Origin of the sequence: Klebsiella sp. w6 (assembly GCF_033100215.1) — a bacterium.
In the GTDB taxonomy this organism is placed as follows: Bacteria; Pseudomonadota; Gammaproteobacteria; order Enterobacterales; family Enterobacteriaceae; genus Klebsiella; species Klebsiella variicola.
In genome coordinates, this window is the sequence record NZ_CP136907.1 from 626,551 (window position 1) to 646,383 (window position 19,833).

General features: G+C 60.4%; 19 protein-coding genes and 1 pseudogene. 9 read left to right on the forward strand and 11 right to left on the reverse strand.

From position 1 onward, the window contains the following. Window positions 1-41: 41 nt before the first annotated feature. Window positions 42-818 carry a siderophore-interacting protein gene (locus R0140_RS03065; protein WP_004144829.1) on the forward strand — a complete coding sequence of 259 codons (777 nt, stop codon included), beginning with the start codon at window positions 42-44 and terminating at the stop codon, window positions 816-818. 203 nt (window positions 819-1,021) lie between these two features. Here the strand turns inward: R0140_RS03065 and R0140_RS03070 are convergent, their stop codons facing one another. The 5 genes and pseudogenes from R0140_RS03070 to R0140_RS03090 form a co-directional block, all read right to left on the reverse strand. After that, window positions 1,022-2,671 (reverse strand): glycerone kinase, encoded by a 1,650-nt coding sequence (locus R0140_RS03070; protein WP_032736447.1) that lies wholly within the window; start codon window positions 2,669-2,671, stop codon window positions 1,022-1,024. 75 nt (window positions 2,672-2,746) lie between these two features. Beyond that, window positions 2,747-4,168, reverse strand: coding sequence for a dihydroxyacetone kinase phosphoryl donor subunit DhaM (dhaM, locus tag R0140_RS03075; protein ID WP_032741014.1), 1,422 nt, complete (start codon window positions 4,166-4,168; stop codon window positions 2,747-2,749). A 10-nt stretch (window positions 4,169-4,178) separates the two neighbouring features. Next, window positions 4,179-4,811 (reverse strand): dihydroxyacetone kinase subunit DhaL, encoded by a 633-nt coding sequence (gene dhaL / locus R0140_RS03080; RefSeq protein WP_008806558.1) that lies wholly within the window; start codon window positions 4,809-4,811, stop codon window positions 4,179-4,181. Window positions 4,812-4,821: 10 nt separating this feature from the next. Next, window positions 4,822-5,892: a dihydroxyacetone kinase subunit DhaK gene (gene dhaK / locus R0140_RS03085; protein WP_032741013.1), complete on the reverse strand. Its 1,071-nt coding sequence runs from the start codon at window positions 5,890-5,892 to the stop codon at window positions 4,822-4,824. Between the two features lie 155 nt (window positions 5,893-6,047). Next, window positions 6,048-6,250 (reverse strand): annotated as a pseudogene (locus R0140_RS03090) (hypothetical protein). 251 nt (window positions 6,251-6,501) lie between these two features. On the opposite strand from R0140_RS03090, the gene R0140_RS03095 reads away from it, so the two are divergent. Together R0140_RS03095 and dhaR are read left to right on the forward strand one after the other, a co-directional pair. Then, window positions 6,502-7,599 (forward strand): glycerol dehydrogenase, encoded by a 1,098-nt coding sequence (locus R0140_RS03095; RefSeq protein WP_008806556.1) that lies wholly within the window; start codon window positions 6,502-6,504, stop codon window positions 7,597-7,599. A 101-nt stretch (window positions 7,600-7,700) separates the two neighbouring features. Then, window positions 7,701-9,626, forward strand: coding sequence for a dihydroxyacetone kinase operon transcriptional regulator DhaR (dhaR, locus tag R0140_RS03100; RefSeq protein WP_032741012.1), 1,926 nt, complete (start codon window positions 7,701-7,703; stop codon window positions 9,624-9,626). Here the strand turns inward: dhaR and R0140_RS03105 are convergent. From R0140_RS03105 to R0140_RS03120, 4 genes are read right to left on the reverse strand one after another with little or no spacing between them, the layout of a single operon-like run. Further along, window positions 9,604-10,134, reverse strand: coding sequence for a cob(I)yrinic acid a,c-diamide adenosyltransferase (locus R0140_RS03105; protein WP_032731285.1), 531 nt, complete (start codon window positions 10,132-10,134; stop codon window positions 9,604-9,606). The genes dhaR and R0140_RS03105 overlap by 23 nt on opposite strands. Continuing rightward, window positions 10,135-10,488 carry a glycerol dehydratase reactivase beta/small subunit family protein gene (locus R0140_RS03110; RefSeq protein WP_032731284.1) on the reverse strand — a complete coding sequence of 118 codons (354 nt, stop codon included), beginning with the start codon at window positions 10,486-10,488 and terminating at the stop codon, window positions 10,135-10,137. A gap of 20 nt (window positions 10,489-10,508) precedes the next feature. Continuing rightward, complete coding sequence (dhaT, locus tag R0140_RS03115) at window positions 10,509-11,672, reverse strand: 1,3-propanediol dehydrogenase (protein ID WP_004889680.1); 1,164 nt, start codon at window positions 11,670-11,672, stop codon at window positions 10,509-10,511. A gap of 21 nt (window positions 11,673-11,693) precedes the next feature. Further along, window positions 11,694-12,122, reverse strand: a complete 429-nt coding sequence (locus R0140_RS03120) for a GlcG/HbpS family heme-binding protein (protein ID WP_032736439.1) — start codon at window positions 12,120-12,122, stop codon at window positions 11,694-11,696. Between the two features lie 412 nt (window positions 12,123-12,534). On the opposite strand from R0140_RS03120, the gene R0140_RS03125 reads away from it, so the two are divergent. Genes R0140_RS03125 through R0140_RS03145 form a run of 5 tightly spaced genes read left to right on the forward strand, consistent with a single transcriptional unit; the run spans window position 12,535 to window position 17,920 of the window. Continuing rightward, window positions 12,535-14,202 (forward strand): propanediol/glycerol family dehydratase large subunit, encoded by a 1,668-nt coding sequence (locus tag R0140_RS03125; RefSeq protein ID WP_002917676.1) that lies wholly within the window; start codon window positions 12,535-12,537, stop codon window positions 14,200-14,202. Between the two features lie 12 nt (window positions 14,203-14,214). Further along, on the forward strand, window positions 14,215-14,799 hold the full coding sequence (locus tag R0140_RS03130) for a propanediol/glycerol family dehydratase medium subunit (RefSeq protein WP_002917672.1): 585 nt from the start codon (window positions 14,215-14,217) through the stop codon (window positions 14,797-14,799). Window positions 14,800-14,801: 2 nt separating this feature from the next. After that, a complete protein-coding gene (locus tag R0140_RS03135; RefSeq protein WP_002917670.1) occupies window positions 14,802-15,227 on the forward strand; it encodes a glycerol dehydratase small subunit DhaB3 in 426 nt (141 codons plus the stop codon). Between the two features lie 12 nt (window positions 15,228-15,239). Beyond that, entirely contained in the window at window positions 15,240-17,063 is a 1,824-nt protein-coding gene (locus R0140_RS03140) for a diol dehydratase reactivase subunit alpha (RefSeq protein WP_032736435.1), read from the forward strand. Window positions 17,064-17,116: 53 nt separating this feature from the next. After that, a complete protein-coding gene (locus R0140_RS03145; RefSeq protein ID WP_008806551.1) occupies window positions 17,117-17,920 on the forward strand; it encodes an MIP/aquaporin family protein in 804 nt (267 codons plus the stop codon). Between the two features lie 55 nt (window positions 17,921-17,975). Here R0140_RS03145 and hdeB read toward each other — a convergent pair whose 3' ends face one another. Further along, entirely contained in the window at window positions 17,976-18,281 is a 306-nt protein-coding gene (gene hdeB / locus R0140_RS03150) for an acid-activated periplasmic chaperone HdeB (protein WP_016161849.1), read from the reverse strand. A 26-nt stretch (window positions 18,282-18,307) separates the two neighbouring features. Next, complete coding sequence (locus R0140_RS03155; RefSeq protein ID WP_012540525.1) at window positions 18,308-18,883, reverse strand: HdeD family acid-resistance protein; 576 nt, start codon at window positions 18,881-18,883, stop codon at window positions 18,308-18,310. Window positions 18,884-19,120: 237 nt separating this feature from the next. Here R0140_RS03155 and R0140_RS03160 point away from each other — a divergent pair, with 237 nt between their 5' ends. Then, a complete protein-coding gene (locus tag R0140_RS03160; RefSeq protein ID WP_162493302.1) occupies window positions 19,121-19,783 on the forward strand; it encodes a YfdX family protein in 663 nt (220 codons plus the stop codon). Window positions 19,784-19,833 lie beyond the last annotated feature (50 nt).

The following is a 19,833-nucleotide window of genomic DNA, read 5'->3' on the forward strand; positions in this document are numbered from 1 at the left end:
CAAGTTTAGATATATCTATTTACCGTTCACGAAGGCAATCGATGATGACAAAAACCAAAGCAGACAAGTACCCGCAGCGTGTCCGCAATGAGCTGCGTTTCCGTGAGCTGACGGTGCTGCGCGTGGAGCGCGCAGGCGCGGCGTTCCAGCGTATCGTGCTGGGAGGCGAGGCGCTGGAAGGCTTCGCTTCTCACGGCTTTGACGATCATACCAAGCTTTTTTTCCCCGAGCCGGGCGCGGCATTTACCCCGCCGCAGGTGACCGAGGAGGGGATTGACTGGGGCGAGGGCGTGCGGCCTGCGACCCGTGACTATACGCCGCTGTACGATGCCGAACGTCACGAGCTGGCTTACGATTTCTATATCCACGATGGCGGTATTGCCAGCCGCTGGGCGCTGGAAGCAAAAGTGGGCGATAAGCTGGTGATCGGCGGCCCGCGCGGCTCGCTGGTGGTGCCGGAAGATTATGCCTGGCAGCTGTATGTTTGCGATGAGTCCGGCATGCCGGCGCTGCGCCGTCGTCTGCTGGGGTTACGCCAGCTGCCGGCAAGGCCGCAGGTGACGGCCATCGTTACTATCGCCGATGCGTCGTATAAAGATTATCTGGCGGATCTCGACGGCTTTAACATCGAGTGGGTGGTGGGCCACAACCCGGCCTTCGTCGCCGAGCGTCTGGCCCAGGTGAAGGTGCCGGCGGAGGATTATTTCATCTGGCTGACCGGCGAAGGCGCGGTGGTGAAATCGCTGCTGGCGCGCTTTGAAGACGAGAGTATCGATCAGCAGCTGGTGCGTTCCCAGGCGTACTGGCACAGCAAGTAAAAAGCCATCGTGGTAAAACCCGGATAGCGGCTTGCGCCTTATCCGGGCTACGGTTGGCGCCGTTTTTTGTCGGGTGGCGGCTTACGCCTTACCCGACCTTCTCTTCGGCGGTGTGACGTCGCCCCAGTAAAACCCGGATAGCGGCTTGCGTACGGTTGGCGCCGATTTGTAGCCCCGGTAAGCGCTGCGCCACCGGGGAAGGCTTATCGTTCCGCCAGGGCCTTAAACACCATCGCTACCGCATGGGCGCCGGGGTCCATGTTGCCGAGCAGGCTATCGCTATTGAGATAGGACGCGCGTCCGGCGCCAGCTTTGCCCGACTGGCAGGTGCGATCCGCCCCGGCCTGCGCCGCGGCAAAAGCGGCCTGCAGGTTCTCCGGTTCGGCCAGCAGCGCCGCCAGCGCCGGCTGCAGAGCGTCGATCATCGTCCGGTCTCCCTCATCGGCGCCGCCGTAAAACTTCATCTGTTCCAGACCGGCGTTCAGCGCCTCGGCCACGCTGGCGCCTTGTCCCAGCTTCTGCCCGGCAGCGGTGAAGAAGATAGACATCAATACCCCGCTGGAGCCGCCCATCACCACCGTCAGACGTTCGCCGATCAGCGCGAAGAGCGTTGGCAGATCGTTTAGCGGCAGCTGCTGGCGCTGCAGCAGGTCGGCAATCTCGCGCGCCCCGGCGGCGAAGGTGGAGCCGGTATCGCCGTCGCCCACTTTGGCGTCCAGTGCGTTGAGATGTTCTTCAAGATCGATGAGGGCGCCGGTCACCTGCGCGACGTAATCGCCCACCAGTGGATTGCCCGATGGCATGAAGTCGACGCGCGCGCTGGCGAGAGTGGACGGCATGATGTTAACTGCCCGCGGCTGCACCGGCGTCTGCCAGCCGGCGGTTTCCACGTCCGACAGCAGCGCTTTTTCAATACCCTCCTCCAGCACGATGGCGCTCAGCGAGAAGCCTTTCATATCCAGCGCCGTCACCAGCGAGGCCGGGCCTATCAGCCAGTCAATGCGCGCCTGCAGCGGGGTGTTGGCCAGCTCGCGGGTGAGGATCGCCATCTCAGCCACCGACACGCCGCCGAGGTTATTAAGCATCACCGCCAGGCGGCCGGTTTCCGGCAGGGCGGCAGTCAGTTTTTCCACCATCAGGTTGACGATTTCCGCACTGTTTTGCGTGGCGATCGTCGAGGCGCCCGGCTCACCGTGGATGCCCATTCCCAGCTCGGCGTGACCGGCCTGATGGCGCGGCGCGCTGTCGGCTTCCTGCGGCAGGTGGCAGCTGGCCAGCGCCACCCCGATGCTGGCGGTATGGCTGGCGGCGTATTGCGCTTCACGCAGGACGGTGGCGAGGTTGAAGCCGCGCTCGGCGAAATAGCCCGCCACTTTATGCACCAGAATGGTCCCGGCGATGCCGCGCGGCTGCTTGTTATCCGGCAGCGAAATGTCGTCGCCGACGATCAGCATCTCCACGTTGTAGCCGAGACGGCGCGCTTTCTCCGCCGCCAGGCCGAAGTTAAGCCGATCGCCGGTGTAGTTTTTGACGATCAGCAGGCAGCCCGCCTCGCCGGTCACCGCCTGAATGGCGGTAAGCACCGCGTCGACGCTCGGCGAGGCGAACAGATCGCCGCAGACCGCGGCGGTCAGCATGCCTTTACCAATAAAGCCGACGTGCGCCGGTTCATGGCCGGCGCCGCCGCCGGAGATCACCGCCACGTTGTTTTTATTCAGATCGCGACGGACCACCACCCGGATCGCCGGGTCGCTCTCCAGACGGGCGAGGTTATTCCACGGGCTGGCGATAATGGTACCCTCAATCACATCGTTGACGAGGCTGGCGCGCTGGTTAAAAAAGAATTGAGACATAGTGGTTCCTGAAGAGTAAGCGAAAACTCACCCTCCGGAGGCAGGCCTCCGGAGCGGTAACGGTCAACGTGAATTTTAGTCACGGATAAGGCGCTGGTTACGCATATCGAGCGCGATGGCTTCGCCAGGCTGAATATCATTTAGCGCCTCGCCCTGCTGGCACAGCCAGACGATCCCCGCGGCGCGGGCGATAATCGCGCCGTGAGCCTGTTCGCTGCCATCGCGCAGGCACAGGCCTTTGACGAGATTGGCATCCAGCTGTAAGACGGTTGAGGGATAAATGTTGTCGGCAATAATAATTGTTGGCTCGCCGGGCGTCGGCAGCGTCTGCTTAATACCCTGCAGATGGCGCAGGGTGCGCTGCAGAATATCTTCGATATCGATATAGCGCGCCTGCAGGTAGGCGTCATCCAACTGGCGATACTGCTGGCTGAGCTCCATTAGCACCTGATGCCACGCCCATTCCGCCGAGCATTGTTCGGTGAGCAGACGATCGTTGGCGGCATCAAACAGATCGTCATCGTCGAGCAGGGTGTGGTGCCCGGCGAAGATCGCCGCGATATCGGCGTTAAATTTATTTTCCGCCAGCTCGGTCAGGGCGATAAGATCCGCCAGCGTCTGGTCGATGGCCTGGCGCAGGCGCTGCTGCTCGCGGGCAGCATCGGCGGCAGCCGGGCGGAGCGGCTGGATCAGGGCCAGCGGATAGCGCAGGGCAACGCCTTCGACGCGCTCGGGCGTTGCCGGAGCCGCTGCCGGTTGCGCCGCAGGCGATTCACCGAAGTTATCGGCGGCCAGCGCCTGAAACGCCGCCAGCGCCGCGTCGGCATCCGGACCGCGGGCCAGCAGGCGCAGTTTATCGTTACGGCGTACCTGCAATAGCGCGATTTGGTTGAGGCTGTCCGGTTTGACGCACTTCCCGTTTTTCTCCAGCAGCAGATCGGCATTAAAACCCGCCAGCGCGGCGACCAGCTTCGACGCCGGACGCACGTGCAGGCCGTTGTGATTGTTAATAATAACTGAAACCGATTTTGTGTCGCCGTCGTCGGCAAGCATCGGCGCCGGCGCGGCGTCAGAAGTTGGCGAAGGTAAACCCAGCTGAACCCGCTTGGCCTCCAGGGCGCTCATGGCGTCGGCGATCACCTTGTCGATCCCGGCGCCGGAGGCAGCGCTGACGGTGGCCGCCAGCGTCCCTTCCACCAGCGGCGCGGCGCACAGCCGCACCTTCGCGGCAATCGCCGGATCGAGCAGATCGAGGGCGGTTTCGGCGCTGAGCAACGCGCTGCCGATATCCATCATCACCAGCACGTGATCGGTATCGGCGACAGATTCGATCGCCTCCATGACTTTAAGCGGATCGGTGCCGATCGGGCTGTCTGGATCGTCGATCCCGGCGGCGATCGCCAGTTTGCAGCCATCGTTGATTAACATCTGCCGGGCCAGTTCTCCGACACCTTCGCCCAGCCGGGCGCTATGAGAAACAATAACCAGGTTTACCATCGCGATTTCCTTACTCTTTGGCGGCGGCGGCCAGCATCTGAACCATAAATAGCACCGAGGTTGCGCCGGGATCCTGATGTCCGATGCTGCGCTCGCCGAGATAGCTGGCGCGGCCTTTACGCGCCTGCATGGTGATGGTGGCGTGGGCCGCACGCTCGGCCACTTCGCAGGCGGCATCCAGCGCGGCGGCGATCGACAGGTGCTGCTCGCTGGACTGGCGCAGGGAGTCCGCCACCGGCAGCCAGACGTCGCACATGGTTTTATCCCCTGGCTCCGCTTTGCCGCGGTTGACCACCCCGTCCGCGCCTTCGCGGATCATCAGGTACAGTTCGTCGAGGGTCAGGCTCTGGTGGGCCTGAGTGACCTGCGCGGCGCGAATAAAGAAGGTGCCGAACAGCGGGCCGCTGGCGCCGCCAACGTTGGAGAGCAGCGTCATGCCGGTATTTTTCAGGATAAAGCCAATATCTTTATCGGCGATCGACGGCAGCTTTTCGACCACTTTACTAAAGCCGCGGTGCATATTGAGACCGTGGTCGGCGTCGCCGATCTCTTTATCGAGGCCGGTGAGAAAATCGCTCTCTTTGGTGAAAATGTCGCCGCAGCGGTACAGCCAGTCGACGATTTGCGTTCTGTTCAGTGACATGTCGTGCTCCTTAGTTTCCCCAGTTCAGCGCCGGGGTATGAACCGGGGCGTCCCATAGCGCCAGCGTCTCATCATCCACTTTCAGCAGGGTGATGGAGAAGCCCGACATATCCAGCGAGGTGCAGTAGCTGCCGATGAGGTTGCGTTCGATGATGATGCCGGACGCTTCGCAGCGCTGGGCGAGACGGTGATACACGCCGTACAGTTCGGACAGCGGGGTGGCGCCGAGGTTATTGACCAGCGCGATGACCCGGTCGCCGTTTTGCAGCGCGGTTTTGCTCTGCTTCACTTCCTGCCACGCGCCCTTGACGGTATCCCACTGGCGCAGCGTGCGGCTGTAGGCGCCATTCTCCAGCAGGGTATCGAACATCTCATCGACGGTTTGGTCCAGCGAGCTGAAGTGGCGGCGGTCGATGCCCGGCTCGCCGTGAATGCCGACGCCGAACTCCATCTCGTTATCTTTCAACGTAAAGGAGGGCTGCCCGGCGGCCGGTACGGTGCAGGCGCCGAGAGCGATACCAATCGAGTGGCCGAGATTGTTCAGGCGGCGGCCCAGTTCAGCGCAGGCTTCCAGCGAGTCACCGCGCTCGGCGGCGGCGCCGACCAGTTTTTCGATCAACACGGTATTGGCGACGCCGCGGCGACCAGCGGTATAGAGACTGTCTTTCACCGCCACGTCGTCGTCGACCACCACGGTGGTGACTTTAATGCCGCTCTCATGCAGCAGCTCGGTGGCGGTTTCGAAGTTCAGGATGTCGCCGGTGTAGTTTTTGATAATCAGCAGAACGCCTTCGCCGCCGTCAATTTGCATCGCGCATTCGAACATTTTGTCCGGCGTCGGCGAGGTGAAGATTTCCCCCGGGCAGGCGCCAGAGAGCATGCCCTGGCCGATATAGCCGCAGTGCATCGGCTCATGTCCGCTGCCGCCGCCGGAGAGCAAGGCCACCTTGCCGGCCACCGGCGCGTCGGTGCGGGTCACATATAGCGGGTCCTGATGCAGGGTCAGCTGCGGATGGGCTTTAGCCAGCCCCTGTAATTGTTCATTCAGTACATCTTCAACACGGTTAATCAGCTTTTTCATTATTCAGTGCTCCGTTGGAGAAGGTTCGATGCGGCCTCTCTGCTGGCGGAGGCGGTCATCGCGTAGGGGTATCGTCTGACGGTGGAGCGTGCCTGGCGATATGATGATTCTGGCTGAGCGGACGAAAAAAAGAATGCCCCGACGATCGGGTTTCATTACGAAACATTGCTTCCTGATTTTGTTTCTTTATGGAACGTTTTTGCCGAGGATACGGTGAAAATGCGAGCTGGCGCGCTTTTTTTCTTCTGTTATAAGCGGCGGTCAGGATGGCTGGCGAAGCGGGTGGGAAAAAATTTTTGCTGATTTTCTGCCGGCTGCGGGAGAAAAAAAGGCCGAAAAGGGGGGATGGTAAGGGCATTATGCGGCAGATGAGCGGATCGGGATCGCAATCCTGACAGAGAACAGGGTTTTTTGTTCCAATATGAAACGTAAAAATTTAAGCTGTGTTTCATATCAGAACAAAAAGGCGAAAGATTTTTTTGTTCCCTGCCGGCCCTACAGTGATCGCACTGCTCCGGTACCGTTCCGTTCAGGCCGCGTTTTCCGGCCGGCGCGGATAACGCCAGGGCTCTTCATGTCTACATGCGCACTTATTTGAGGGTGAAAGGAATGCTAAAAGTTATTCAATCTCCAGCCAAATATCTTCAGGGTCCTGATGCTGCTGTCCTGTTCGGTCAATACGCCAAAAACCTGGCGGAGAGCTTCTTCGTCATCGCCGACGATTTCGTGATGAAGCTGGCGGGAGAGAAAGTGGTGAATGGTCTGCAGAGCCACGATATTCGCTGCCATGCGGAACGGTTCAACGGTGAATGCAGCCATGCGGAAATTAACCGTCTGATGGCGATTTTGCAAAAACAGGGCTGCCGCGGCGTGGTTGGCATCGGCGGCGGTAAAACCCTCGATACCGCGAAGGCGATCGGTTACTACCAGAAGCTGCCGGTGGTGGTGATCCCGACCATCGCCTCGACCGATGCGCCAACCAGCGCGCTGTCGGTGATCTACACCGAAGCGGGTGAGTTTGAAGAGTATCTGATCTATCCGAAAAACCCGGATATGGTGGTGATGGACACGGCGATTATCGCCAAAGCGCCGGTACGCCTGCTGGTCTCCGGCATGGGCGATGCGCTTTCCACCTGGTTCGAGGCCAAGGCCTGCTACGATGCGCGCGCCACCAGCATGGCCGGGGGGCAGTCCACCGAGGCGGCGCTGAGCCTCGCCCGCCTGTGCTATGATACGCTGCTGGCGGAGGGCGAAAAGGCCCGTCTGGCGGCACAGGCCGGGGTGGTGACCGAAGCGCTGGAGCGCATCATCGAGGCGAACACCTACCTCAGCGGCATTGGCTTTGAAAGCAGCGGCCTGGCCGCCGCCCACGCGATCCACAACGGTTTCACCATTCTGGAAGAGTGCCACCACCTGTATCACGGCGAGAAAGTGGCCTTCGGTACCCTGGCGCAGCTGGTGCTGCAGAACAGCCCGATGGACGAGATTGAAACGGTGCTGGGCTTCTGCCAGCGCGTCGGCCTGCCGGTGACCCTCGCGCAGATGGGCGTCAAAGAGGGGATCGACGCGAAAATCGCCGCGGTGGCGAAAGCCACCTGCGCGGAAGGGGAAACCATCCACAATATGCCGTTCGCGGTGACCCCGGAGAGTGTGCACGCCGCTATCCTCACCGCCGATCTGTTAGGCCAGCAGTGGCTGGCGCGTTAATTCGCGGTGGCTAAACCGCTGGCGCCGGTCGGCGGTTTTTCTTTCTCCCCTCTGGCAGTGGCTGCCGGAGGGGTTCTCTATGGTAAAACGCGGAAAACAGTATGACTGTTCAGACTCAGGATACCGGGAAGGCGGTCTCTGCCGTCATCGCCCAGTCATGGCATCGCTGCAGCAAGTTTATGCAGCGTGAAACCTGGCAAACGCCGCACCAGGCCCAGGGCCTGACCTTCGACTCCATCTGTCGGCGTAAAACCGCGCTGCTGACCATCGGTCAGGCGGCGCTGGAGGACGCCTGGGAGTTTATGGACGGTCGCCCCTGCGCGCTGTTTATTCTTGATGAGACCGCCTGCATCCTGAGCCGCTGCGGCGAACCGCAAACGCTGGCCCAGCTGGCTGACCTGGGATTTCGCGACGGCAGCTACTGCGCGGAGAGCATTATCGGCACCTGCGCGCTGTCGCTGGCCGCGATGCAGGGGCAGCCGATCAACACCGCCGGCGATCGGCATTTTAAGCAGGCCCTGCAGCCATGGAGCTTTTGTTCGACGCCGGTGTTTGATAATCACGGGCGGCTATTCGGCTCCATCTCCCTCGGTTGCCTGGTGGAGCACCAGTCCAGCGCCGACCTTTCCCTGACGCTGGCCATCGCCCGCGAGGTGGGCAATTCACTGCTCACCGACAGCCTGCTGGCGGAATCCAACCGCCACCTCAATCAGATGTACGGCCTGCTGGAGAGCATGGACGATGGGGTGATGGCGTGGAACGAGCAGGGCGTCCTGCAGTTTCTCAATGTTCAGGCGGCGAGACTGCTGCATCTTGATGCCCAGGCCAGCCAGGGGAAAAATATCGCCGATCTGGTGACCCTCCCTGCGCTGCTGCGCCGCGCCATCAAACACGCCCGCGGCCTGAATCACGTCGAAGTCACCTTTGAAAGCCAGCATCAGTTTGTCGACGCGGTGATCACCTTAAAACCGATTGTCGAGGCGCAAGGCAACAGCTTTATCCTGCTCCTGCACCCGGTGGAGCAGATGCGGCAGCTGATGACCAGCCAGCTCGGTAAAGTCAGCCACACCTTTGAGCAGATGTCTGCTGACGATCCGGAAACCCGGCGCCTGATCCACTTTGGCCGCCAGGCGGCGCGCGGCGGCTTCCCGGTGCTGCTGTGCGGCGAAGAGGGGGTCGGGAAAGAGCTGCTGAGCCAGGCCATCCACAATGAAAGCGAGCGGGCAGGCGGCCCCTACATCGCCGTCAACTGCCAGCTGTATGCCGACAGCGTGTTGGGCCAGGACTTTATGGGCAGCGCCCCCACTGATGATGAGAATGGCCGCCTGAGCCGGCTTGAGCTGGCCAACGGCGGCACCCTGTTTCTGGAAAAGATTGAGTATCTGGCGCCGGAGCTGCAGTCGGCTCTGCTGCAGGTCATTAAGCAGGGAGTGCTCACCCGCCTTGACGCCCGGCGCCTGATCCCGGTGGATGTGAAGGTGATCGCCACCACCACCGTCGATCTGGCCAACCTGGTGGAGCAGAACCGCTTTAGCCGCCAGCTGTACTATGCGCTGCACTCGTTCGAGATCGTCATCCCGCCGCTGCGCGCCCGACGCAACAGTATTCCGTCGCTGGTGCATAACCGGTTGAAGAGCCTGGAGAAGCGTTTCTCTTCGCGACTGAAAGTGGACGATGACGCGCTGGCGCAGCTGGTGGCCTACTCGTGGCCGGGGAATGATTTTGAGCTCAACAGCGTCATTGAAAATATCGCCATCAGCAGCGACAACGGCCACATTCGCCTGAGTAATCTGCCGGAATATCTCTTTTCCGAGCGGCCGGGCGGGGATAGCACGTCATCGCTGCTGCCGGCCAGCCTGACCTTTAGCGCCATCGAAAAGGAAGCTATTATTCACGCCGCCCGGGTGACCAGCGGGCGGGTGCAGGAGATGTCGCAGCTGCTCAATATCGGCCGCACCACCCTGTGGCGCAAAATGAAGCAGTACGATATTGACGCCAGCCAGTTCAAGCGCAAGCATCAGGCCTAGTCTCCTCGATACGCGCCATGGAGAACAGGGCATCCGACAGGCGATTGCTGTAGCGTTTGAGCGCGTCGCGCAGCGGATGCACGCGGTCCATGGCCGTCAGCAGGCGTTCGAGCCGACGGGACTGGGTGCGCGCCACGTGCAGCTGGGCAGAGGCGAGATTCTTCCCCGGGATCACGAACTGTTTTAACGGGCCGCTCTCGGCCATATTGCGGTCGATAAGCCGCTCCAGGGCGGTGATCTCCTCTTCGCCGATCGTCTGGCTCAGGCGGGTCAGGCCCCGCGCATCGCTGGCCAGTTCAGCCCCCAGCACAAACAGCGTCTGCTGAATATGGTGCAGGCTTTCCCGCAGCCCGGCGTCGCGGGTCGTGGCGTAGCAGACGCCCAGCTGGGATATCAGTTCATCGACGGTGCCGTAGGCCTCGACGCGAATATGGTCTTTCTCGATGCGGCTGCCGCCGTACAGGGCGGTGGTGCCTTTATCCCCGGTGCGGGTATAGATACGGTACATTCAGTTTCTCTCACTTAACGGCAGGACTTTAACCAGCTGCCCGGCGTTGGCGCCGAGCGTACGCAGATGATCGTCGCTATCGGTGACGTGTCCGGTAGCCAGCGGCGCGTCCGCCGGCAGCTGGGCATGAGTGAGGGCTATCTCGCCGGACGCGCTGAGCCCGATACCCACCCGCAGGGGCGAGCTTCTGGCCGCCAGGGCGCCCAGCGCAGTGGCGTCACCGCCTCCGTCATAGGTTATGGTCTGGCAGGGGACCCCCTGCTCCTCCAGCCCCCAGCACAGCTCATTGATGGCGCCGGCATGGTGCCCGCGCGGATCGTAAAACAGGCGTACGCCTGGCGGTGAAAGCGACATGACGGCCCCCTCGTTAACACTCAGAATGCCTGGCGGAAAATCGCGGCAATCTCCTGCTCGTTGCCTTTACGCGGGTTCGAGAACGCATTGCCGTCTTTCAGAGCCATCTCCGCCATGTAGGGGAAGTCGGCCTCTTTTACTCCCAGATCGCGCAGATGCTGCGGAATACCGATATCCATCGACAAACGCGTGATAGCGGCGATGGCTTTTTCCGCCGCGTCGAGGGTGGACAGTCCGGTGATATTTTCGCCCATCAGTTCAGCGATATCGGCGAATTTCTCCGGATTGGCGATCAGGTTGTAGCGGGCCACATGCGGCAGCAGGACAGCGTTGGCCACGCCGTGCGGCATGTCGTACAGGCCGCCCAGCTGGTGCGCCATGGCGTGCACGTAGCCGAGGTTGGCGTTATTGAAAGCCATCCCGGCCAGCAGAGAGGCATAGGCCATGTTTTCCCGCGCCTGCAGATTGCTGCCGAGGGCCACGGCCTGGCGCAGGTTGCGGGCGATGAGGCGGATCGCCTGCATGGCGGCGGCGTCCGTCACCGGGTTAGCGTCTTTGGAGATATAGGCCTCTACGGCGTGGGTCAGGGCATCCATCCCGGTCGCCGCGGTCAGGGCGGCCGGTTTACCGATCATCAGCAGCGGATCGTTGATGGAGACCGATGGCAGGTTGCGCCAACTGACGATCACAAACTTCACTTTGGTTTGGGTGTTGGTCAGGACGCAGTGGCGGGTGACCTCGCTGGCGGTGCCGGCAGTGGTGTTGACCGCGACGATAGGCGGCAGCGGGTTGGTCAGGGTCTCGATTCCCGCATACTGGTACAGATCGCCCTCATGGGTGGCGGCGATGCCGATGCCTTTACCGCAGTCGTGCGGGCTGCCGCCGCCCACGGTGACGATGATGTCGCACTGTTCGCGGCGAAACACGGCGAGGCCGTCACGCACGTTGGTGTCTTTCGGGTTCGGCTCGACGCCGTCAAAGATCGCCACCTCGATCCCGGCCTCCCGCAGATAATGCAGGGTTTTGTCCACCGCGCCATCTTTAATTGCCCGCAGGCCTTTGTCGGTGACCAGCAGGGCTTTTTTCCCCCCCAGCAGCTGGCAGCGTTCGCCGACTACGGAAATGGCGTTGGGGCCAAAAAAGTTAACGTTTGGCACCAGATAATCAAACATACGATAGCTCATAATATACCTTCTCGCTTCAGGTTATAATGCGGAAAAACAATCCAGGGCGCACTGGGCTAATAATTTATCCTGCTCGACCGTACCTCCGCTAACGCCGACGGCGCCAATTACCTGCTCATTAAAAATAACTGGCAGGCCGCCGCCAAAAATAATAATTCGCTGTTGGTTGGTTAGCTGAAGACCATACAGAGATTGTCCTGGCTGGACCGCTGACGTAATTTCATGGGTACCTTGCTTCAGGCTGCAGGCGCTCCAGGCTTTATTCAGGGAAATATCGCAGCTGGAGACGAAGGCCTCGTCCATCCGCTGGATAAGCAGCGTGTTGCCTCCGCGGTCAACCACGGAAAACACCACCGCCACCTTGATCTCATTGGCTTTTTTTTCCACCGCCGCCGCCATTTGCTGGGCGGCGGCCAGGGTGATTGTCTGAACTTGTTGGCTCTTGTTCATCATTCTCTCCCGCACCAGGATAACGCTGGCGCGAATAGTCAGTAGGGGGTGATAGTAAAAACTATTACCATTCGGTTGGCTTGCTTTATTTTTGTCAGCGTTATTTTGTCGCCCGCCATGATTTAGTCAATAGGGTTAAAATAGCGTCGGCAAAACGTAATTAAGGGCGTTTTTTATTAATTGATTTACATCATTGCGGGCGATCACATTTTTTATTTTTGCCGCCGGAGTAAAGTTTCATAGTGAAACTGTCGGTAGATTTCGTGTGCCAAATTGAAACGAAATTAAATTTATTTTTTTCACCACTGGCTCATTTAAAGTTCCGCTATTGCCGGTAATGGCCGGGCGGCAACGACGCTGGCCCGGCGTATTCGCTACCGTCTGCGGATTTCACCTTTTGAGCCGATGAACAATGAAAAGATCAAAACGATTTGCAGTACTGGCCCAGCGCCCCGTCAATCAGGACGGGCTGATTGGCGAGTGGCCTGAAGAGGGGCTGATCGCCATGGACAGCCCCTTTGACCCTGTCTCTTCAGTAAAAGTGGACAACGGTCTGATCGTCGAACTGGACGGCAAACGCCGGGACCAGTTTGACATGATCGACCGGTTTATCGCCGATTACGCGATCAACGTTGAGCGCACAGAGCAGGCAATGCGCCTGGAGGCGGTGGAAATAGCCCGCATGCTGGTGGATATTCACGTCAGCCGGGAGGAGATCATTGCCATCACTACCGCCATCACGCCGGCCAAAGCGGTCGAGGTGATGGCGCAGATGAACGTGGTGGAGATGATGATGGCGCTGCAGAAGATGCGTGCCCGCCGGACCCCCTCCAACCAGTGCCACGTCACCAATCTCAAAGATAATCCGGTGCAGATTGCCGCTGACGCCGCCGAGGCCGGGATCCGCGGCTTCTCAGAACAGGAGACCACGGTCGGTATCGCGCGCTACGCGCCGTTTAACGCCCTGGCGCTGTTGGTCGGTTCGCAGTGCGGCCGCCCCGGCGTGTTGACGCAGTGCTCGGTGGAAGAGGCCACCGAGCTGGAGCTGGGCATGCGTGGCTTAACCAGCTACGCCGAGACGGTGTCGGTCTACGGCACCGAGGCGGTATTTACCGACGGCGATGATACTCCGTGGTCAAAGGCGTTCCTCGCCTCGGCCTACGCCTCCCGCGGGTTGAAAATGCGCTACACCTCCGGCACCGGATCCGAAGCGCTGATGGGCTATTCGGAGAGCAAGTCGATGCTCTACCTCGAATCGCGCTGCATCTTCATTACCAAAGGCGCCGGGGTTCAGGGACTGCAAAACGGCGCGGTGAGCTGTATCGGCATGACCGGTGCTGTGCCGTCGGGCATTCGGGCGGTGCTGGCGGAAAACCTGATTGCCTCTATGCTCGACCTCGAAGTGGCGTCCGCCAACGACCAGACTTTCTCCCACTCGGATATTCGCCGCACCGCGCGCACCCTGATGCAGATGTTGCCGGGCACCGACTTTATTTTCTCCGGCTACAGCGCGGTGCCGAACTACGACAACATGTTCGCCGGCTCGAACTTCGATGCGGAAGATTTTGATGATTACAACATCCTGCAGCGTGACCTGATGGTTGACGGCGGCCTGCGTCCGGTGACCGAGGCGGAAACCATTGCCATTCGCCAGAAAGCGGCGCGGGCGATCCAGGCGGTTTTCCGCGAGCTGGGGCTGCCGCCGATCGCCGACGAGGAGGTGGAGGCCGCCACCTACGCGCACGGCAGCAACGAGATGCCGCCGCGTAACGTGGTGGAGGATCTGAGCGCGGTGGAAGAGATGATGAAGCGCAACATCACCGGCCTCGATATTGTCGGCGCGCTGAGCCGCAGCGGCTTTGAGGATATCGCCAGCAATATTCTCAATATGCTGCGCCAGCGGGTCACCGGCGATTACCTACAGACCTCGGCCATTCTCGATCGGCAATTCGAGGTGGTGAGCGCGGTCAACGACATCAATGACTATCAGGGGCCGGGCACCGGCTATCGCATCTCTGCCGAACGCTGGGCGGAGATCAAAAATATTCCGGGCGTGGTTCAGCCTGACACCATTGAATAAGGCGGTATTCCTGTGCAACAGACAACCCAAATTCAGCCCTCTTTTACCCTGAAAACCCGCGAGGGCGGGGTGGCTTCTGCCGATGAACGTGCCGATGAAGTGGTGATCGGCGTCGGCCCTGCCTTCGATAAACACCAGCATCACACGCTGATCGATATGCCCCATGGCGCGATCCTCAAAGAGCTGATTGCCGGGGTGGAAGAAGAGGGGCTTCACGCCCGAGTGGTGCGCATTCTGCGCACGTCCGACGTCTCCTTTATGGCCTGGGATGCGGCCAACCTGAGCGGCTCGGGGATCGGCATCGGTATCCAGTCGAAGGGGACCACGGTCATCCATCAGCGCGATCTGCTGCCGCTCAGCAACCTGGAGCTGTTCTCCCAGGCGCCGCTGCTGACGCTGGAGACCTACCGGCAGATTGGCAAAAACGCCGCGCGCTATGCGCGCAAAGAGTCACCTTCGCCGGTGCCGGTGGTGAACGATCAGATGGTGCGGCCGAAATTTATGGCCAAAGCCGCGCTATTTCATATCAAAGAGACCAAACATGTGGTGCAGGACGCCGAGCCCGTCACCCTGCACGTCGACTTAGTAAGGGAGTGACCATGAGCGAGAAAACCATGCGCGTGCAGGATTATCCGTTAGCCACCCGCTGCCCGGAGCATATCCTGACGCCTACCGGCAAACCATTGACCGATATTACCCTCGAGAAGGTGCTCTCTGGCGAGGTGGGCCCGCAGGATGTGCGGATCTCCCGCCAGACCCTTGAGTACCAGGCGCAGATTGCCGAGCAGATGCAGCGCCATGCGGTGGCGCGCAATTTTCGCCGCGCGGCGGAACTTATCGCCATTCCTGACGAGCGCATTCTGGCTATCTATAACGCGCTGCGCCCGTTCCGCTCCTCGCAGGCGGAGCTGCTGGCGATCGCCGACGAGCTGGAGCACACCTGGCATGCGACAGTGAATGCCGCCTTTGTCCGGGAGTCGGCGGAAGTGTATCAGCAGCGGCATAAGCTGCGTAAAGGAAGCTAAGCGGAGGTCAGCATGCCGTTAATAGCCGGGATTGATATCGGCAACGCCACCACTGAGGTGGCGCTGGCGTCCGACGACCCGCAGGCGAGGGCGTTTGTTGCCAGCGGGATCGTCGCGACGACGGGCATGAAAGGGACGCGGGACAATATCGCCGGGACCCTCGCCGCGCTGGAGCAGGCCCTGGCGAAAACACCTTGGTCGATGAGCGATGTCTCTCGCATCTATCTTAACGAAGCCGCGCCGGTGATTGGCGATGTGGCGATGGAAACCATCACCGAGACCATTATCACCGAATCGACCATGATCGGTCATAACCCGCAGACTCCGGGCGGGGTGGGCGTTGGCGTGGGGACGACTATCGCCCTCGGGCGGCTGGCGACGCTGCCGGCGGCGCAGTATGCCGAGGGGTGGATCGTACTGATTGACGACGCCGTCGATTTCCTTGACGCCGTGTGGTGGCTCAATGAGGCGCTCGACCGGGGGATCAACGTGGTGGCGGCGATCCTCAAAAAGGACGACGGCGTGCTGGTGAACAACCGCCTGCGTAAAACCCTGCCGGTGGTGGATGAAGTGACGCTGCTGGAGCAGGTCCCCGAGGGGGTGATGGCGGCGGTGGAAGTGGCTGCGCCGGGCCAGGTGGTGCGGATCCTGTCGAATCCCTACGGGATCGCCACCTTCTTCGGGCTAAGCCCGGAAGAGACCCAGGCCATCGTCCCCATCGCCCGCGCCCTGATTGGCAACCGTTCAGCGGTGGTGCTCAAGACCCCGCAGGGGGACGTGCAGTCGCGGGTGATCCCGGCGGGTAACCTCTACATTAGCGGCGAAAAGCGCCGCGGAGAGGCCGATGTCGCCGAGGGCGCGGAAGCCATCATGCAGGCGATGAGCGCCTGCGTTCCGGTACGCGATATCCGCGGCGAACCGGGCACCCACGCCGGCGGCATGCTTGAGCGGGTGCGCAAGGTAATGGCGTCCCTGACCGGCCATGAGATGAGCGCGATATATATCCAGGATCTGCTGGCGGTGGATACGTTTATTCCGCGCAAGGTGCAGGGCGGGATGGCCGGCGAGTGCGCCATGGAGAATGCCGTCGGGATGGCGGCGATGGTGAAAGCGGATCGTCTGCAAATGCAGGTTATCGCCCGCGAACTGAGCGCCCGACTGCAGACCGAGGTGGTGGTGGGCGGCGTGGAGGCCAACATGGCCATCGCCGGGGCGTTAACCACTCCCGGCTGTGCGGCGCCGCTGGCGATCCTCGACCTCGGCGCCGGCTCGACGGATGCGGCGATCGTCAACGCGGAGGGGCAGATAACGGCGGTCCATCTCGCCGGGGCGGGGAATATGGTCAGCCTGTTGATTAAAACCGAGTTGGGCCTCGAGGATCTTTCGCTGGCGGAAGCGATTAAAAAATACCCGCTGGCCAAAGTGGAAAGCCTGTTCAGTATTCGTCATGAGAATGGCGCGGTGGAGTTCTTTCGGGAAGCCCTCAGCCCGGCGGTGTTCGCCAAGGTGGTGTACATCAGGGAGGGCGAACTGGTGCCGATCGATAACGCCAGCCCGCTGGAAAAAATTCGTCTCGTGCGCCGGCAGGCGAAAGAGAAAGTGTTTGTCACCAACTGCCTGCGCGCGCTGCGCCAGGTCTCACCCGGCGGTTCCATTCGCGATATCGCCTTTGTGGTGCTGGTGGGCGGCTCATCGCTGGACTTTGAGATCCCGCAGCTTATCACGGAAGCCTTGTCGCACTATGGCGTGGTCGCCGGGCAGGGCAATATTCGGGGAACAGAAGGGCCGCGCAATGCGGTCGCCACCGGGCTGGTACTGGCCGGTCAGGCGAATTAAACGGGCGCTCGCGCCAGCCTCTCTCTTTAACGTGCTATTTCAGGATGCCGATAATGAATCAGACTTCTACCTTAACCGGGCAGTGCGTGGCCGAGTTTCTTGGCACCGGATTGCTTATTTTCTTCGGCGCGGGCTGCGTCGCTGCGCTGCGGGTCGCCGGGGCCAGCTTTGGTCAGTGGGAGATCAGTATTATCTGGGGCCTTGGCGTCGCCATGGCCATCTACCTGACGGCCGGTGTCTCCGGCGCGCACCTTAATCCGGCGGTGACCATTGCCCTGTGGCTGTTCGCCTGTTTTGAACGCCGCAAGGTGCTGCCGTTTATTGTTGCCCAGACGGCCGGGGCCTTCTGCGCCGCCGCGCTGGTGTATGGGCTCTATCGCCAGCTGTTTCTCGATCTTGAACAGAGTCAGCATATCGTGCGCGGCACTGCCGCCAGCCTTAACCTGGCCGGGGTCTTTTCCACGTACCCGCATCCACATATCACTTTTATACAGGCGTTTGCCGTGGAGACCACCATCACGGCAATCCTGATGGCGATGATCATGGCCCTGACCGACGACGGCAACGGAATTCCGCGCGGGCCGCTGGCGCCGTTGCTGATTGGCTTGCTGATCGCCGTGATCGGCGCGTCGATGGGGCCGCTAACCGGCTTTGCACTGAATCCGGCGCGCGACTTCGGCCCAAAACTGTTTACCAGTCTGGCCGGGTGGGGCTCGATCGCCTTTACCGGTGGGCTGGCGATCCCTTACTTTCTGGTGCCGCTGCTGGCGCCGGTGGTGGGGGCGATTATCGGGGCGTTTTTTTACCGCAAGCTTATCGGCCGCCATCTGCCGTGCGAATGCGGTATCGATGAGTAAAGCGGGACCCGCCGCAGCGCGGCGGGTTTCCCCGGCCTGACGCCGGGGAGCAGGGTTATTTTTTGATGACCGCGCTGAGATCGCCAAGTTTAGCTGCGGGGTTCTTGTGGCACTCCTGCAGCATTTTCGGTACCGAGACGGTTTCGACTTCATGCCAGTCGACATAGTCGCCGCCGCTGAAGTCGGTGTTGCGATTCACGACCCAGAAGGCCACGGGGGTCATGCTTTTCGGGTTCATATCCATAAACTCCTGACAGGTCATATTCTGCGGTGTGGTTTCCTGAACCGCGAACGCCGGGCTGGTCATCAGACAGAATGTGGTGGCCGCCGCGGTCAACACGAGTGCTTTAGGTAAATTCATTTTCTTCTCCAGTGATAAAATACGGCTTAAGCCTGGGCGTGCTTCATCTTATTGCGCAGGACCAGAAAGCCGATGGCGCTAAATATCATTTCAACGCCGATAAACGCGGTGATAAATAACCAGCTTTGCTGCGGGTTCATTGCCAGCCACAGGCAGGCGATAAGTAAATCCAGCAAACCGATAAAAATATTCCAGCCAGCGCCGCTTTGTTTTCGGGTTTGACATCCGCTGACGATGCGGGAAATACCGCCGAGAACAAATAAAAAGCCAAATAAAATGGCCAGACTGCTCATACCGTTGAGGGGATTGACGACAAAGCTCAGGCCGAGCACGATCCAGGCGATGGCGAAGATCAGCGCCACCAGGCGTGATTTCCAGTGCTGCTGGCGGAAGACAATCAAGCTGTACAGTGAATAGAAGCCACAGATCATCAACAACATGCCGGTGACGACGGCGAGATACCAACCGGCGACCAACGGCCAGGCCAGGCAACAGGCCCCGCAGATAAACAGCAGGGCGGCCATCATGCCGGCATGCCGTTTATATCGTAAGAAGATGCGTGGACTAAACGCATTTAAAGTGTAATGGCTAAACATAAACATAATTGCTCCGCAGATCCCGGTAGGCGGCCTGGCGCTGAAATAAACGTATGGTTTATTCCGCGGGCCAAAAGAAATGTCTGAGGAAAATAGTAGGCCGCGGTATCGCCAGGCGTAAATAAGAGCGCCGAGGTCACTTTATACGCCGGGTCTGACAGCTGTCAGACCTGGCCCGCAATATCACTTCCGGGCTCTGATTCTCAATAACCACGATATTTTTTAAGCTGGCTGCGTTTGGTGATGCTTACCGATTTTAATCAGGAGTTAACAATGAAAAAAGTCATTCTGGCGAGCCTGCTGGCAACCATGATGGGTACCTCTCCGGTGTGGGCGGCAGACAGCGCGACGGCAGCGCCAACCGCGGCAGCCACGGCGCAGGTACAGAAAGAAGCTGCCGATGTGCTGCAGGTGGCGGTGCAGGGCGCGAACGCGATGCGCGACGTCCAGTTCGCCCGTCTGGCGCTGTTCCACGGCCAGCCGGAGAGCGCCAAAAAACTGACAGACGACGCCGCCGCGCTGCTGGCCGCCGATGACGCCAGCTGGGCGAAGTTCGTGAAAACTGACGCCACAGCAAAAATGATCGCCGATCGCTATGTGGTGATCAACGCGACCGTCGCCCTGTCTGAAGACTACGTGGCCACACCGGAAAAAGAGAGTGCCATTAAATCTGCCAACGAAAAGCTGGCGAAAGGTGACCAGAAAGGGGCTATTGATACCCTGCGTCTGGCCGGCATCGGCGTGATCGAGAACCAGTATCTGATGCCGCTCAACCAGACCCGTAAAGCGGTGGCGCAGGCGCAAAAACTGCTGAAAGCCGGGAAGTATTACGAAGCGAATCTGGTGCTGAAGGGCGCTGAAGAGGGCATTGTGGTGGATAGCGAGATGCTGGTGGCAGGCAACTGATCCTCGTTCCACCCTGAGAGAGCGCAGAGGAAGAAACTGACATGGATGTC

Excerpts from the sequence above, each read along its gene's own strand:
- R0140_RS03065 (WP_004144829.1), top strand. The coding sequence starts at position 42 with ATGATGACAAAAACCAAAGCAGACAAGTACCCGCAGCGTGTCCGCAAT.
- R0140_RS03070 (WP_032736447.1), bottom strand. The coding sequence starts at position 2,671 with ATGTCTCAATTCTTTTTTAACCAGCGCGCCAGCCTCGTCAACGATGTG.
- dhaM (WP_032741014.1), bottom strand. The coding sequence starts at position 4,168 with ATGGTAAACCTGGTTATTGTTTCTCATAGCGCCCGGCTGGGCGAAGGT.
- dhaL (WP_008806558.1), bottom strand. The coding sequence starts at position 4,811 with ATGTCACTGAACAGAACGCAAATCGTCGACTGGCTGTACCGCTGCGGC.
- dhaK (WP_032741013.1), bottom strand. The coding sequence starts at position 5,892 with ATGAAAAAGCTGATTAACCGTGTTGAAGATGTACTGAATGAACAATTA.
- R0140_RS03095 (WP_008806556.1), top strand. The coding sequence starts at position 6,502 with ATGCTAAAAGTTATTCAATCTCCAGCCAAATATCTTCAGGGTCCTGAT.
- dhaR (WP_032741012.1), top strand. The coding sequence starts at position 7,701 with ATGACTGTTCAGACTCAGGATACCGGGAAGGCGGTCTCTGCCGTCATC.
- R0140_RS03105 (WP_032731285.1), bottom strand. The coding sequence starts at position 10,134 with ATGTACCGTATCTATACCCGCACCGGGGATAAAGGCACCACCGCCCTG.
- R0140_RS03110 (WP_032731284.1), bottom strand. The coding sequence starts at position 10,488 with ATGTCGCTTTCACCGCCAGGCGTACGCCTGTTTTACGATCCGCGCGGG.
- dhaT (WP_004889680.1), bottom strand. The coding sequence starts at position 11,672 with ATGAGCTATCGTATGTTTGATTATCTGGTGCCAAACGTTAACTTTTTT.
- R0140_RS03120 (WP_032736439.1), bottom strand. The coding sequence starts at position 12,122 with ATGAACAAGAGCCAACAAGTTCAGACAATCACCCTGGCCGCCGCCCAG.
- R0140_RS03125 (WP_002917676.1), top strand. The coding sequence starts at position 12,535 with ATGAAAAGATCAAAACGATTTGCAGTACTGGCCCAGCGCCCCGTCAAT.
- R0140_RS03135 (WP_002917670.1), top strand. The coding sequence starts at position 14,802 with ATGAGCGAGAAAACCATGCGCGTGCAGGATTATCCGTTAGCCACCCGC.
- R0140_RS03140 (WP_032736435.1), top strand. The coding sequence starts at position 15,240 with ATGCCGTTAATAGCCGGGATTGATATCGGCAACGCCACCACTGAGGTG.
- R0140_RS03145 (WP_008806551.1), top strand. The coding sequence starts at position 17,117 with ATGAATCAGACTTCTACCTTAACCGGGCAGTGCGTGGCCGAGTTTCTT.
- hdeB (WP_016161849.1), bottom strand. The coding sequence starts at position 18,281 with ATGAATTTACCTAAAGCACTCGTGTTGACCGCGGCGGCCACCACATTC.
- R0140_RS03155 (WP_012540525.1), bottom strand. The coding sequence starts at position 18,883 with ATGTTTATGTTTAGCCATTACACTTTAAATGCGTTTAGTCCACGCATC.
- R0140_RS03160 (WP_162493302.1), top strand. The coding sequence starts at position 19,121 with ATGCTTACCGATTTTAATCAGGAGTTAACAATGAAAAAAGTCATTCTG.